The sequence below is a fragment of the Shewanella sp. SM21 genome, from assembly GCF_025654335.1.
Classification (GTDB): domain Bacteria; phylum Pseudomonadota; class Gammaproteobacteria; order Enterobacterales; family Shewanellaceae; genus Shewanella; species Shewanella oncorhynchi.
Genome location: NZ_JAKKRL010000007.1, coordinates 240,543 through 255,758, shown reverse-complemented (window position 1 = coordinate 255,758; position 15,216 = coordinate 240,543). Strand labels below are relative to the sequence as shown.

11 protein-coding genes and 1 other RNA gene are annotated in these 15,216 nt (G+C 44.2%); 6 read left to right on the top strand and 6 right to left on the bottom strand.

The window, feature by feature from the left end; translation table 11 throughout:
• Positions 1-96: 96 nt before the first annotated feature.
• The 3 genes from megL to ffs all read left to right on the top strand — a co-directional run bounded on the left by megL (position 97) and on the right by ffs (position 2,236).
• The gene (gene megL / locus L5L94_RS11620; protein ID WP_263163245.1) at positions 97-1,290 is read left to right on the top strand and encodes a methionine gamma-lyase; all 1,194 of its coding nucleotides are present in this window, start codon (positions 97-99) and stop codon (positions 1,288-1,290) included.
• A gap of 226 nt (positions 1,291-1,516) precedes the next feature.
• Positions 1,517-1,879 carry a ComEA family DNA-binding protein gene (locus L5L94_RS11615; RefSeq protein ID WP_028760453.1) on the top strand — a complete coding sequence of 121 codons (363 nt, stop codon included), beginning with the start codon at positions 1,517-1,519 and terminating at the stop codon, positions 1,877-1,879.
• Between the two features lie 259 nt (positions 1,880-2,138).
• An RNA gene (ffs, locus tag L5L94_RS11610) (signal recognition particle sRNA small type) lies at positions 2,139-2,236 on the top strand.
• A 218-nt stretch (positions 2,237-2,454) separates the two neighbouring features.
• On the opposite strand, the gene L5L94_RS11605 is transcribed toward ffs, so the two are convergent.
• The 6 genes from L5L94_RS11605 to dinG are packed head-to-tail and all read right to left on the bottom strand — an operon-like array spanning position 2,455 to position 7,930.
• Positions 2,455-2,745 carry a late competence development ComFB family protein gene (locus tag L5L94_RS11605; protein WP_028760452.1) on the bottom strand — a complete coding sequence of 97 codons (291 nt, stop codon included), beginning with the start codon at positions 2,743-2,745 and terminating at the stop codon, positions 2,455-2,457.
• Positions 2,746-2,778: 33 nt separating this feature from the next.
• Positions 2,779-3,687, bottom strand: a complete 909-nt coding sequence (locus tag L5L94_RS11600; protein WP_263163242.1) for a histone deacetylase — start codon at positions 3,685-3,687, stop codon at positions 2,779-2,781.
• A gap of 29 nt (positions 3,688-3,716) precedes the next feature.
• A complete protein-coding gene (locus tag L5L94_RS11595) occupies positions 3,717-4,406 on the bottom strand; it encodes a DUF2057 domain-containing protein (protein ID WP_263163240.1) in 690 nt (229 codons plus the stop codon).
• Between the two features lie 9 nt (positions 4,407-4,415).
• Positions 4,416-5,084, bottom strand: a complete 669-nt coding sequence (locus tag L5L94_RS11590; protein ID WP_206765984.1) for a primosomal replication protein — start codon at positions 5,082-5,084, stop codon at positions 4,416-4,418.
• Positions 5,075-5,848 carry a sulfite exporter TauE/SafE family protein gene (locus L5L94_RS11585; protein WP_263163238.1) on the bottom strand — a complete coding sequence of 258 codons (774 nt, stop codon included), beginning with the start codon at positions 5,846-5,848 and terminating at the stop codon, positions 5,075-5,077. Before L5L94_RS11585 ends, L5L94_RS11590 begins: the two co-directional genes overlap by 10 nt.
• Before the next feature lie 9 nt (positions 5,849-5,857).
• Entirely contained in the window at positions 5,858-7,930 is a 2,073-nt protein-coding gene (gene dinG / locus L5L94_RS11580; protein WP_263163237.1) for an ATP-dependent DNA helicase DinG, read from the bottom strand.
• Positions 7,931-8,067: 137 nt separating this feature from the next.
• Between dinG and L5L94_RS11575 the strand changes: the two genes are divergently transcribed.
• The 3 genes from L5L94_RS11575 to L5L94_RS11565 all read left to right on the top strand — a co-directional run bounded on the left by L5L94_RS11575 (position 8,068) and on the right by L5L94_RS11565 (position 14,855).
• The gene (locus L5L94_RS11575; protein ID WP_263163236.1) at positions 8,068-10,515 is read left to right on the top strand and encodes a DNA polymerase II; all 2,448 of its coding nucleotides are present in this window, start codon (positions 8,068-8,070) and stop codon (positions 10,513-10,515) included.
• A gap of 222 nt (positions 10,516-10,737) precedes the next feature.
• A complete protein-coding gene (locus L5L94_RS11570) occupies positions 10,738-11,949 on the top strand; it encodes a porin (RefSeq protein ID WP_028760445.1) in 1,212 nt (403 codons plus the stop codon).
• Between the two features lie 269 nt (positions 11,950-12,218).
• Complete coding sequence (locus L5L94_RS11565; RefSeq protein WP_028760444.1) at positions 12,219-14,855, top strand: TonB-dependent receptor; 2,637 nt, start codon at positions 12,219-12,221, stop codon at positions 14,853-14,855.
• The last annotated feature ends 361 nt before the right edge of the window (positions 14,856-15,216 follow it).

Sequence of the window (15,216 nt, the reverse complement as noted above, 5' to 3'; positions counted from 1 at the left end):
ATCTATTAGATTATCCATAATGCGGGCATTGAGCGCTCCACACCAACAATCAATCAAGAACGGGAACTGCTCAATTCCAATGACAAGGAGCTAGGTATGCAAGATGTGTCAGGCAAGATGTGGAAGGCGGCAACACAGGTTATTCATGGCGGCCATGAGCGAGAGGCCTTTGGTGCCTTAGTCACGCCGCTTTACCAAAGTGCGACTTTTGTGTTTGAGTCTGCACAGCAAGGTGGTGAGCGATTTGCGGGTAATGAGCCGGGGTATATTTACACGCGCTTAGGGAATCCGACAACCGCTGAGCTTGAACGTAAAATGGCGATTTTAGAAGGGGCTGAGGCCGCAGCAGCAACTGCTTCTGGTATGGGCGCAGTATCCGCCGCATTGCTGGCTAATTTGCAGATGGGCGATCACTTAGTGGCGTCGAATGCCGTATACGGTTGTACTTATGCGCTAATGACGACTCAGTTTGCTCGCTTTGGTATTGAAGTATCCCTAGTGGACTTTTCATCGGAAGCAGAAATAGAAGCGGCGATTCAATCCAATACTAAGGTCATTTTCTGTGAAACCCCAGTCAACCCCCATTTACAGGTGTTTGATTTAGCGGCAATTGCGACTATTGCTAAACGTCACCAGTTGGTCAGTATTGTCGATAATACCTTTATGACTCCATTACTGCAGCGGCCGCTGGATTTTGGTATTGATTTGGTGATCCACAGTGCGACTAAATATCTGAATGGTCATGGTGATGTGATTGCGGGGATAGTGTGTGGCAGTGAAGAGCAGCTCCATAAAGTGAAGTATGAAATTTTAAAGGATATTGGCGCTGTGATATCGCCACATGATGCTTGGCTGATCTTACGCGGTCTTAAAACCTTAGATGTGCGTTTGCAGCGCCATTGCGATAGTGCCCAGCGCGTGGCAGAGTTTTTGGCGGAACATCCAAGCATTACACGTGTGTATTACCCCGGGCTTAAATCTCATCAAGGGCATAAATTCATTGGCCAGCAGATGAAACGTGCTGGTGGTGTTATCGCGTTTGAACTGGCGGCAAATTTAGAAGAAGCCATGGCCTTTGTCGGATATCTAAAGTTGTTCTCAATTGCGGTGAGTCTAGGTGATGCTGAATCCCTGATTCAACATCCTGCATCGATGACGCATTCACCTTATACGCCAGAGGCAAGGGCTGCCGCTGGGATTGGTGATAATTTGCTGCGGATCTCTATTGGTTTAGAAGATTGTGACGACATCATCGCCGACTTGAACCAAGCGCTAGCTCGATTAGCTTAATGAATGTTGTTATTTTAAAGACCGTTAGCTATTTGAATGATAAAAGGATGCTTTTTGCATCTTTTTATCATAGTCAAGCACTAGCTCATTGAGCCGAAGACAGAAGTTTAGCGATAGTGAATATTTATGACGCCGATTTGGTATTTCGGGACAGCTTAGACTATTTTTGATTTGAGGCCACGGAAGTAGGACGAAAGGCCGCAAATCATGGAATAGAGGAATTGTTATGAAAACCACAAATCGTATACCTGCTTTTATGAGTGCCATAGCATTAACGGCTTTTTTGGCAAGCCCAGCAATTGCAACAGAAACCCCAACCAAGGTCGCCGTGAAAGTACAGGCTAAAACTGAAGCGGGTGAAATGGCATCTGATGCGAAAAAATCTATGCCAGATGCCGCTCAAGTTAACATCAATACCGCTTCAGCCGAGCAGTTACTCGTACTCAAAGGGATCGGTGCCGCAAAGGCTCAAGCGATTGTCGACTATCGCACTAAAAATGGTAAGTTCAATGCTATAGATGACTTAGCGAATGTCTCTGGTGTTGGGGCTAAGATAATTGAGCAAAATCGCCATTTGATCAAGTTGTAACCACCTTTGGCGATGATTGCGCTGTAGCCTGCTGATTTTTATGATAAGAGATTCAGTAAAACATATATAAAAGTCTGCATTTGCAGGCTTTTATCATTTCAATCACTCCATTTGCTTATAGATTGTGCAGTTAGGTGGGATATTAAGAGATCTTATCGATTAGCGCTTGATCCCATAGGGTCCATGGGGGATAATCCTTCGCGTTCAAGCAATGCTTTGGTTTATGTCATTCAAAGTAATGTTCGAAGTTATGGTGACCCTAGGGTCCCCCCGCAATGATAACTTGTGAACTCGGCCAGGCCCGGAAGGGAGCAACCGCAGCAAGCGACTCGTGTGCCGGGGTGTCGGCTCTAGGGGAACCTCCAATTCAGCAGTTCCTCTGCTTATTTCCGTTGTACTTCTCTATATCTACTCAATTTATGTTATTCAATATTTTAGCTTGCAGACTATTTCCGTTTTCTGCTGTTAATCATTTATAGCGTTAATATTTTTGCACAATGAGATAATCCATTGCCTGCCTCTTTTCTTGCCACGACAACGGCTAAAAATGCTCTCAACAGTAACCTTTAACGAAATTAACGATTGGCTTCGGCTTCTTCCTGTAATCTTTTTTGCAGATTTTGTTTAAGAAAAGCGCGGGACTTTTCTAGTGCGGTTTGGATCTCACGCTTTAATTCCTGCAGCTCGTTATAGTCTTCAAAGAAGTAAGTATCGACGAGGTGGCGTATGTAGCGCACTGGCAGTTGATTTAAGGTCACGCAACATAAGTCGGCGAGATAGTCCTCAGGAAGTTCGTCCATAAGTCCTTCATCTGACAATATTTCCATTAAAAGAACTTCGTAGTAATTACGGATTTCGAGTTGCATTGTTATGCTCCATGACGGTTTTCATTGAGTTTGCTACCACAAATGATTTGCCGCAATAAAAAGTTGGCTGTGTCTTTGGCTTAATTGTAGTGCGTCTCTGCTGTAGCCGCCGCCTATCACGGCTGCAATTGGAATATTTTCCGATTTTGCCATTGATAACACAGTTAAATCCCGTCTGAACAGTCCTTCTTGGCTGATATTGAGCAAGCCAAGATCGTCATTTTGATGAATATCGGCCCCAGCATCATAAAGAATCAGATCTGGTTGATGGATTCGGATAAGGAGGGCGAGTGTCTGCTCCACAGTTTCAAGATACGCACTATCGTCCGCTCCTTTAGTTAGTTCAATATCATGGTGGGAATGCTGCTTACGACTCGGGAAATTCTCTTTGCAGTGAATCGAGCAACTGATGATCCCTTGATGTTGGTGGCTGAGGGTTGCACTGCCGTCACCTTGATGCACATCGCAATCAAAAATCAGTACCTTGTGTACTTGCTGGCTCGCGATGGCATTTCTGGCCGCGAGGATAAGGTCGTTGAAAATACAATAGCCGCTGCCAAAATCGTAATGGGCGTGATGATAGCCACCCGTTAGGTGCAGGGCAATACCTTGATTTATGGCTAATGAAGCAGTGAGTGTGGTGCCAGCCACAGAATGCAAGGTGCGCTCAACTAAGGCTTCACTCCACGGAAAACCAATCCGTCTAAGCGCCGCTGTTGGCAAAGTGCCTGCGATAAACTGCTCTACGTACTCGCGTTGATGCACTTGCATTACATCTTCTGCAGTCATGGCCGTTGGTGCGTGGAATTGTGCAGTCGTGGCAATGTGGTTATCGAGTAAGTACTGCCGTAAATGTGCGTATTTAGTGGTGGGAAATCTGTGATGGGGAGGAAGCGCCAGCTTGGAATAGCTGGCGTGATAAACCAGTGGGATCAGAGTCAATATTGACTAAACCTCGTTATCGCAAGTTGTTATAGCTGTGAAATTGCCCAGCTCATAAATTCTTTACGTGTTTTCTCATCCGCTTGTAACCACCAGTATTGCAACATTTGTTGTGGATTGGCAGCTGTTGCTTTAGAAGTGTCTACGGGGGCAGTGAGTGACGTCGCGCTAACGGTCGCCGATGTTGCCACGGGTGCTGGTGCAACGGCAACCACAGCGCCTGCTGCACCGGTTGCTGCTGCGGCAGTACCGGATACGTCAACGGCTTGATTACCACTGAAAAGGCGAGAGACAAAGCTTTCTTCTTCTAAATTGGTATTCACCACTTGGTAATTGACGTTGCCTTTGTCACTACGGGTTAATTTGATTTGTGGGTTTTGCGCGTAAACTTTAGGCTTTTTAACGACTTCACCTTCGGCCGCTTGCAGGTAATATTGATGGTCGCCATCAACATCTAAAGTAACGATGAAAGGTGCTGACTTAACAAAGGTTTGGCTGTCACTAAAATCATCCTCTACCATTTCATGATAACGAATGGCGATTTTGTGAGTGCCGGGGGCCAATTCTAAGCTGCTTTTATGGTTGAATACGCTCGACTCGACTTTTTTACCATCAAGAGCAAGGTACTCAAATGACATAGGAATGTTCAGATCTGCAGCGAAGGCTGAGGCAGATCCGAGTAATACTAGCAGGCTGCTAATTGGCAAAAGTGATTTCATTGTTACTCCTTAACGGTTATTACTCTGATACGGGCGTTCGAATATTTGAATGCGATCTTCTATATAACTAATAGCTTGCCTGCATTTTCCTAGACGACGATGCATCAAAAGGATGTCATTTTGCAATTTTATTTTGTCAGCACTATGACAGTTTTCAAGTTTTGATTCCATTTCTTCAATTTTTTGTTCAAATTTTTTCGCCCAATTCAGATGTTTGTTCAATTCTTCGTAGATCTCATGACTATTTTGCATCACGTTATTGGCGATCCAATCGAAACCACTGGCTTGGTGAGACTGATTCTGGCGTTGTGCAAAACGGGCACGGCTACTGGCACGCTGCTGAGTTTTAGACTTAATGTCGATAGAAGTGGTCAGCAAGGCTCGTTTGACTGCGGTAAATCTATCTTGGATCCGCTCACAGCTCAGGGCAATGGTCTGGGGGGCGAGTTTAAGCTTAATTTGTTTTTCGAGCTGCATAATACTGCTACGAATTTGTTCAATACAGGGGCCGAGTTGGGCGCCGTGTTGGACAAACAGCGAGTGATTAAAACGCTCCGTTTCTTGCAGGAGTTTACGCTGCGGCGGCGCGAGTCGATTATCGTGTTGCAGCACTTCTTGTTCTAAGGCTTTAAGCTGATTCTTCAGCATCACCATTAATTGTTGGGTGTTCACAACCATGCGCTCCATGCCAAATTCGTTGCAATCATTAGCACGATCAAAATAAACAGTGGGCGGATAAATGGCATGCCAAATTTAATCGCACAGCGGGCACCGATAAATGAGCCTAACATCATGCACAATCCCATCCACAGACCTATTTGCCACTGTACCTGTCCAAGCCAGCCAAAGATAGTCAGTGCGGTCAAGTTGCTGGTAAAAGTCATCGCACGGGCAAGGCCACAACTGTGCAGTAAAGGCAGTTTATACAAAGAGCCAGATGTGACGGTCCAAAATGCGCCAATGCCTGGGCCTGCAAAACCATCATAAGTGCCTAAAGCCAGTCCCTGTAGCCATTGTTGCTTGGCTGGCGGCTTGCTGGTTGGTACTTGGCAGTTAACGTCTGACATCGCATTGGGGCTGACTAAACTGTAAATGGCGATGCCAATGATCAGCAGCGGCAGGACTTTTTCGAGCCATTGGGTATCGACTAAATAGACTAAAAAACTGCCCAATACCGCGCCGATAAAGGTGGCGATAAAAGCCATGTACCAAAACGAGGGTTTAAAGAGGTGCTTGCGATAATAGGTCCAAGCCGCCATAAAAGAGCCAAAGCTTGCGGCTAACTTATTGGTGCCTAATACGGTATGCGGCGCAATGCCTAAGGTTAACAGTGCGGGGATCGACAATAGGCCACCGCCACCCACGACGGCATCAATGAATCCAGCGATAAGACCTATGACTGCCAACAGGGCCCAATGACTGGGCTCGAGTAACAATTCCAAATTTTAATCCTACTCTATAACACGTCTAAAGGGCGGTAAGGCATCCAGTAAGGACTTGCCATAGCGTTTAGTGACTAACCGCCTATCTAAAATGGTCACTCGGCCATAATCTTGCTCTTTACGCAGTAATCTACCACAACTTTGAATAAGCTTACGTGAAGCATCTGGGATCGTCAGTTGTAAGAAGGGATTACCGCCTTTGACTTTGACATATTCTGCATGCGCTTGCTCAACGGGCGAGGTTGGCACGGCAAAGGGCAGTTTAGTGACGATCAAGTTAGTCAGATAATCGCCCGGTAAGTCGAGACCTTCAGAGAAACTGCCAGTGCCAAACAAGATGCTTGGTTCGCCCTTATCGCATTTAGCTTTATGATTTTCTAACAACTGTTGCCGTGGCGCATTGCCTTGAATAAGTAGTTCAGTGGTGAGTTTACCTTCAAGTAATTCAACCACTTTTTCCATTTGCCAGTAGGAGGCGAATAACACTAAGGTTGCCATTTCGCCTTCAATAAGGGTGATGATTTGTTCGGCAAGTTCAGCCGTATAGGCATCATCCGTCGGCTCAGTGCGCATTTTGGGTAAATAAAGTGTCGCATTATTGGGGTAATCGAAGGGCGATTGTAAGGCTAAATAACGACTGCCATCATTGAGTGACAACCCAACTTGATGCACGAAATGGTCAAAGTTATTGAGTGCGCGCAGCGTGGCGCTACATAAGACTACGCCTGCGGCCTTTTGCCACAGCATGGATTCCAGCATAAAGCCGACTTCGATAGGTGAAGCGCTAAACAGATAATCCACTTGTTTACCTGTGATGAGTTCGACCCAGCGCGCCATAGGTGCACCTTTATGCTTATCTTCCTTGGCCATCATCCTCCACAATTTCTGCAGGTTTTCGAGCCTTTGCAGCATAAATCCGGTTTCGGCCAATAGTGCTTCGGATTGATGTTTAGGAATATCGCCATCTTTAATCGCCTCGGCCAGCAGTGACAGCATTTTATTAAACTGTTTGAGGGCAAGATTAGAGGTCACAGCAAGGTTTTCGGCGAGAATGAGTAATGACTCTGGTAGTTTGCCGTGCTCAAAACGCAGACGGTTTTCAGGATTGGCAAAGTGTTTGGTCTGGGTATCGCAATAGTGGGCCACTTGATTGAGTTGGCTGATAAGATCGCCTAAATGATCTTGCATCGCTTGCGCGGGGGCAATGATATTGTTGCTTTTTATTTGGTTTTGTAACTTAGCGCAGGTTTTGCCAATTTTTTCGAGCCAGTCGCAGGCGCCCCTAAGCGTGGCCTGTGCACTGGAGAAGTCCCGCGCCACAATGGGTAAGTGATGTGCCTCGTCGATAACATAAAACACGTCTTCGGGATCGGGCAAAATCACGCCGCCGCCTAATTCTAAATCGGCGAATAACAAGCTGTGGTTGGCGATGAGCACGTCCCAAGTATCGACATCTTCGCGGGCTTTATGGAACGGGCAATTTCTGTGGCTGGCGACTTGGCGATGACAGCTGTGTTTGTCGCAGGCGATTTGTTGCCACAGGTGATCGGGCAGCGGCACGGCTAAGGTGTCGATTTCGCCGTTCCAGCGACCTTCGTTATAGTCTTTTAACAGGCCGTGCATCATAGCCACTTGGCTATTGTCTGGTTTAGTTTGCCACATGGCCATTTGTGCACTGTTGTCGTCACCGATGAGCATCGCCAGTTTCGATAGACATACATAACGTTGTCGACCTTTTACTAGGCCAAAGCGGAAATTTAAGCCGGATTGCTCAAGGAAGAAGGGCAAGTCTTTATGCAGTAATTGTTCTTGTAAGGCAACGGTCGCGGTGGCGATACAGACTTTTTTCTTGCTCGCTAATGCCAGTGGAATGGTACCGAGGATGTAAGACAATGATTTACCGATCCCAGTGCCTGCTTCGACCACTATGATGCGCCTATCTTTATCATAGTCGCCGGCGAGGGTCTTAGAGATTTCCGCTACCATATAGTTTTGTTCGCGGCGCGGCCTAAAATTAGGCAAGGCGGTAGCAATATCCTTATAGATGGCGCGGATCTGGGTTTTTACATTGTCAGGTAACATGCGTCACTACTTTATCGAATTAATGCTGTACATAATAACAGTGATTGCATAGCCTAAGAAACTTTTCTGCCATTTGGCGGCATTTTAATTGAGAAACCATCTAAATTGACTAGCTATGCGATTTGGGAACCCATGCGATGAAGTCAGAGGCTACCGCGGCCGTTAGTGTACAAGGTCGAGTCTTAACACGCCATGCGATTCATCGTCATGGGAGTTTAGTGTTGCAGTATTATCTGGCTACCGCCCAAGGCCCTGTGCTGGTGGAAGTGCAAGGCACTGAACACATTTGTTTTTGTCATCAAACTGATGTCACGGCTTTGCAGTTGCAAACGCCGGGTCAAGCATTGCGGTTTGTACCGTTAGCGCTCAAAAGCTTTAAAGGCGGCGCAGTCAGTGGTGTTTATGCTAAATCGAGCAACAGCTTACGTACCTTACAGCGCATCGCTAAAGATGCCGACATCCCCTTATTTGAAGCCGACATTCGCCCTGAACAGCGTTATTTAATCGAGCGGTTTGTGGCACTTGATGTGGCGTTTTTAGGGCATTTCTCTTCGACGAATAGCCTCCTTGCGCCGACGAGTGACAGTTTTGAGGCTAATTCGCTGCCCGTGTTTATCGCCGAGCGGGCTAAGAGTATTGCCCCATTAACGGCTGTACATTTGTGTTGTATCTCACTGGATTTTGAATGCAGCTTTGAGGGGGTACTCTATTCGGTTGCACTATATGGTCAAGACAGTGGCCGAGACGGTGAGCAAGATAGCCTCAAGCAGACTTATGAAAAAGTGATTATGGTGGGTGAGGCTGAATCAAACTCTCCCGAATATATTGAATGGGTGGCCGATGAGGCTGCACTCATTCATCGATTAATCGCATGGTTCCATGAGTTTGATCCTGACTTTATTATCGGTTGGTCAGTGGTGAGTTTCGATCTCGCGCTATTGTCACGCCGTGCATTATTACATCGTATTCCGCTCACCATTGGCCGCGGCGGGGCAAAGCTTGAGTGGAAAGTCGATAATAAATTTCGGCCAGAAACCTTAGTTTTACCGGGCCGTGTGGTACTCGATGGTATCGATTGGCTTAAAGCCGCTTTCTATCATTTTGAGCGGTTTTCGTTGGAATTTGTTTCGCGGAAATTATTAGGTGAAGGCAAGGCCATTCATAACGTGGATAATCGCGTTGAAGAAATTGATCAGCTGTTTAAGGCCCACAAACAAGCATTAGCGCATTACAATCTTACTGACAGCCGTCTGGTGTGGGATATTTTTAGTCATACTCAATTATGGGAGTTCGCCCTCGCGCGAGCTGAACTAACAGGTTTAGAGTTGGGGCGGGTTGGGGCTTCGGTGGCGGCATTTAATCATTTGTATTTACCGCATCTACATCGAGCAGGTTACGTCGCTCCCGATGCTCCTGCGAGTGATGGGATCGAAAGCCCCGGTGGCTATGTGATGGATTCTGTACCGGGACTTTATAAGCATATTTTAGTGTTCGATTTTAAAAGTCTATATCCCTCCATTATTCGTACTTTTTTGATTGACCCTAAGGGATTAATTGAAGGTTTGCAATTGCCCGAGTCTGACTGTGTTGCGGGGTTTCTCGGTGGCCGTTTCAGTCGGCAACAGCCCATTTTACCTAAGCTTATCCAAACATTATCTGAGCAGCGCGAAAAGGCCAAAAGTGAGCACAATGCGCCTTTATCCCAAGCGATAAAAATTATCATGAACTCGTTGTATGGGGTTTTAGGTTCTCAAGGTTGTGTTTTCCACGATGCAAAGTTAGCAAGTTCGATCACTATGCGTGGCCATCAAATCATGAAACAAACCCGCGCATGGATAGAAGAGATGGGCTATCAAGTGATTTACGGCGATACGGATTCGACCTTTGTCTGGCTTGGCAGCGAGCCTGATCTCTCAGACATTAACGCCTTAGGTAACACTCTGGCGCGGGAAATTAATGCTAAGTGGCAGGCTAAGATCGGTGAAGATCATCAAGTTGAGAGTTTTCTCGAGTTACAGTTTGAACGCCACTATGAGCAGTTTTTTATGCCGACCTTAAGAGGGTCGTTAGAAGGCAGTAAAAAACGTTATGTTGGCGCGTGGCGTAATGCGAGCGATGAACTTGAGCTTACTTTTAAAGGTATGGAGCAAGTGCGCAGTGATTGGAGCCCTTTAGCGCGCAAAGTTCAAGAGTCACTCTATGAACGGATGTTTAACCAAAGGGATATCAGTGTTTATTTGGCCAGTGTGTTTGAAAAGCTGCTTGATGGCGAGTTGGATGATGATTTGGTATTTCGCAAACGTATGCGACGCAATATTGAAGATTACACGGCTAAATCTTCTCCTCATGTTAAAGTCGCTCAACAATTATGCGACTTAACAGGAGATGCCTCTTTTGGCAAGCGTGGGGCGCAGATTGATTATCAGATTACTGTAAATGGACCGGAATCCTTACTGTACAGAACGTCACCAATTGATTACCAATACTACATTGATAAGCAAATTGGCCCTATTGCCGAGCCTGTTTTTTCGATAATGAAACTAAACTACATGGATATTGCGTCAAAGCAGTTACTGTTAATATAGTGTTTTTAATGTTCTTTATGTGTAGCGCAGGGTGGCGAATGTAGCGTTTTAACCTGTTTTGTAGAGGTTAACTGGTTTGTTTTTGTGATGTTAATCGACATATTCTTTAGGTTTAGCTTTGAGGGAATATTGAAAGTTTGCTACCCTTTAAGAGGAAATTGTAAGGAAATATAACAACGGAATGACGTTGACAGAACATAAACAAAAAAGGTTAAGCACCAAATGAACAAGACGTTAGTAGCAACTGCGCTTGCAGCAATTTTTTTAGTTCCATCAGTCTCAGCTATCGAGATCTATAAAGATAATAAAAATGCCGTAGAAATCGGTGGTTTTATTGATGCACGCGTGATCAACACTCAAGGGGAAACAGAGGTTGTTAACGGCGCATCTCGCATTAATTTTGGTTTTAATCGTGAGTTGACTGACGGTTGGAAAGCATTTGCTAAATTGGAATGGGGTGTGAACCCTGTAGGTAGTAGCGACATCGTCTATAACAATCGCTTCGAATCTGTTCAAGAAGAGTTCTTTTATAACCGTTTAGGTTACGCTGGTCTGTCCCATGACACTTATGGAACACTGACTATTGGTAAGCAGTGGGGCGCTTGGTACGATGTCGTTTACAACACTAACTATGGTTTTGTGTGGGACGGTAACACTGCAGGTGTTTACACTTATAATAAAGATGATGGCGCGGTAAACGGTGTTGGTCGTGGTGATAAAACAGTTCAATATCGCAATGCATTTGGCGATGTAAGCTTTGCAGTTCAAGCTCAGTTGAAAAACAGCAGCTTTTATACCTGTGATACAACGGATGATATTTCACAAGCTCAGTGTCAAGCGAACTGGGAAAGCGGTGATAAAGCAGCTCAACAAGTAGAATACAATTATACTTATGGTGGCGCGCTGACCTATAAAGCCACTGATATGCTGACCTTAACTGCGGGTGTTAACCGCGGTGAGTTTGATGTGAGTTTTGGTAACGGCGAACAAACCACAGCGGTTGATCTTATCTACGGTGCGGGTATCACTTGGGGTAACTTCGATAGCAATGGCTTATACGCTGCTGCAAACGTCAACAGACAAGAAAATCATGACACAGACAATATTGGTCGTTTGATTAAAGACGCCTATGGTATTGAAAGTTTAGTTTCATACAAGTTTGACAATGGGTTACGTCCATTCATTTCTTACAACGTGCTTGATGCTGGTAAAGACTACGTCATTCAACCTAACTTTAATGCCGATCCTAACGATGAGTTCAAACGTCAGTTTGTCGTGGTTGGTTTGCATTTTGTATGGGACCCAAACACAGTGCTTTACGTAGAAGCACGTAAAGATTACAGCGATTTTACCAGTGCAGATAAAGAACAAGAAGCTAGAATGGCGCTTTCAGAATCTGACGGTGTTGCAATTGGTATCCGTTACACACTTTAAGTTTTCAGTTTCTATATAGTAGAAACCACTGTTTTAACAAAAAGCCAGTCAGCAATGACTGGCTTTTTGTTTTTAACAATAAGTCAATTTGTAATAAAAAAACATTGTGTATTTTTTGTTTGTATTTAGTTATCTTTTTGTTGATTAAATGTCTCTCATATGATTTTATGCTTCCGCAGCACTTCGAAATGTTTAAGGTGCCCTTGTTTAAAACTGCTTATTAAATAAGCAAATTATAATAAAAACATGATTTTCCCGGGAGATTGACAATGCATAAAAAAAACTTGATAGCAAAATCTGTGCGCTTTGCACTGATTAGCGGTGTGACTGCTACGGTATTAAATGTACCTTTTACATTTGCAGATGATAAAGATGGAGCAAAAGTTGAGCGTATAGCTGTAACTGGTTCGCGAATTAAACGCGCAGATATGGAAACTGCTAGTCCTGTTAGCGTGATTGATGCTTCAGCCATTATTTCCTCTGGTGCAATATCGATTGATGATGTTTTGCAGAAAATGACTTCGGCTGGCGGTGCTATGACTAACGCTGGCATAAATAATGGTTCTGGTGGTAATTCTCGCATAAACCTCAGAGGATTAGGCACTAACCGTACTCTAGTTTTGGTTAATGGTCGTCGAATGATTGCTTCTGGTACAGGAGCTGCTTCTACTGTTGACCTTAATACGATTCCAGTTTCTATGATCCAAAGAGTTGAAGTACTTAAAGATGGTGCTTCTGCGGTTTATGGTACAGATGCTATTGCTGGTGTGGTTAACGTAATTTTGAAAAGAGACTTTGAAGGTTTTGAAGTCAACGCCCAAACCGGCATTTCTGGAGAAGGTGATGCTGACGAGTCTACGATTGATATGACTTTGGGTAACACCTTTGATAAAGGCAATGTCGTTATAGGCGCACAGTATACAAAGCGTGGCGAGGCAAGCCAAGCTGACCGTGATTTTTCTGATTGCCCTGTAACAGAAACTAAGCCTGATGCAAGTGGTAAAATTAGCTTGTTTTGCGGTGGTAGTGGTTATTCTCAAGGTGGTCATATTTGGGGCGATACTGCAGATCTAAGTGGTAGAGGTGGTACTTACCATGATTATGTTACTGCAAATGATGCATATAACTATGCGAAAGATAGTTATCTATCGACGCCAATGGAACGCTTGAATCTCACGGCTGCTGGAACCTATGAGTTGACAGATACAACTCGTTTCTTTACTGAGGCTATGTATTCAAAGCGTTGGTCAAATCAACAAATGGCTCCTCAACCAATTTGGAACAGCGATGCATGGGTTTATAATCCTATTTCAGCTGGTGGTTGGATGACCGATGACCTGCTGCCATGGGTTAAGCCTGGAGAGGAACTCTCTTATGGTCGTCGCATGGTTGAGTCCGGTACCCGTGACTTTAGTCAAGTTGTAGACACTATTCGTATTGTTTTAGGCGTAGAAGGTGAATTTGATAATGGCTGGAGTTGGGATGCCTCTTATAATAAAGGTCGCAACGACTCTGTCGATACTCTGGCAAATCTACATAATTTAGGTTCAATTAATGCAGCAGTTTTAAAGGGGGAATTTGATCCTTTTTTACAGTCTTCATGGGAAGGTGAGAGCATCACTCCATTCATTTATACCGAAGTAAATAGTGGTGGAAGTGAGTTAGATATTATTGCTGCAACCTTATCGGGTGATATTGTTGAGCTACCAGCGGGTATGATGGGCTTTGCTGCTGGATACGAGAATCGTAAAGAAGCAGCAAAGTTTACACCAGATTCATTAACAGCACAGGGGTTAGCTAATGATCCTCGGGTAGAACCTACCGGTGGTGATTTTAGCGTTAATGAAATTTATGCTGAATTGGCTATCCCATTGTTAAGTGGGTTACCACTAGTGGAACAACTCGATCTGAGTGCTGCAATGCGTTATTTTGATTACAGCACGTTTGGTGATGACACTACATGGAAACTAGGCTTAACTTGGCGAGTATATGATGACCTTATGTTCCGTGGGGGGTTGTCTACTGCATTCCGTGCTCCAACTGTTGATGAGTTATATGGTGGTAAGTCACCATCCTTCGAACAAATTGTTCATCCTGCAACAGAACAAGACCAAGCAGAAGTCACTGTTGGCGGTAATGGGTTATTAACTCCAGAAGAAGCCGACATTACAACGATAGGTTTAGTTTATTCACCAAGCTTCGTAGATGGTCTGTCTATGACTGTTGATTACTACGATATTGAATTAACAAACACTATAACTTCTGTTGACAACAATTATATTGCTAACCAATGTTTAGATGCTGCAGGTAATAAGATCAATACTGATACTGTATTGTGTCAATCTTCTAATATTCAGATTGATAACAGTGGTCGTATTAAGTTTGACAATGGCCTACAAAATATCGGTGCGACGAACACTGCGGGTTATGACATTAATGTTGCTTATGCATTTTCAGCTCTAGGATTGGATTGGAAAGCAGGTTGGGATACATCAATTCTGACCGAATATGAAGAATTCGATCCTGATGGTGTTGCTGTGGATTATCGTGGTTACATTACCGGCGGTACGGGAGCCTATGCAAAATTCAAGAGTAATATGAACATCACTGCTAGTGCAGATGACTGGAGCTTTACTTACGAAGCTCGTTATATTGATGGGATGGACTCATTTGCTTGTAAAGGCAAAGAATCTAGTTGTTATGCACCAACAGTTGGGAGTGTTATATACCATGATCTATCAGGATCTTATGATTTAACTCAAAACATTCGTCTATCAGGTGGTATCAATAACCTGTTTGATAAAGAGCCTCCCTATTACACAGGTAATAATGACTCAAACACAGATCCATATACTTATGAAATGTTAGGTCGTTATTTCTTCGTTCGTGCGAGTATGAAGTTCTAAATCCTCGTTAGCGGGAGTCATTATTTTGTTCCAGCTTTAATTATAAAAACCCTGAGGCAACTTGGGGTTTTTTATCATCAGAATGAAGAAAATGGAAAACTAACTGGTATATAGCGTAATGGTCATTTAGATTAAGTCATTTATTTCAATAAGTTGGTCACCTTAAATAACGAGCGCTTCTCAAATGGAAGGTAATTCAAATTTTGTTATTGTATTTGTTCGACAAATTTTCAGAACTCGTCAGTTCTGCCCGCACACGTAAACTATCATAGACATCTTTGGTCATTGTTCTTATTGGCAATCAAGGACAAGTCAAATCCAGTCAAATGTCGGTATTAAAATCACTTTGGTTAAAAGTGCA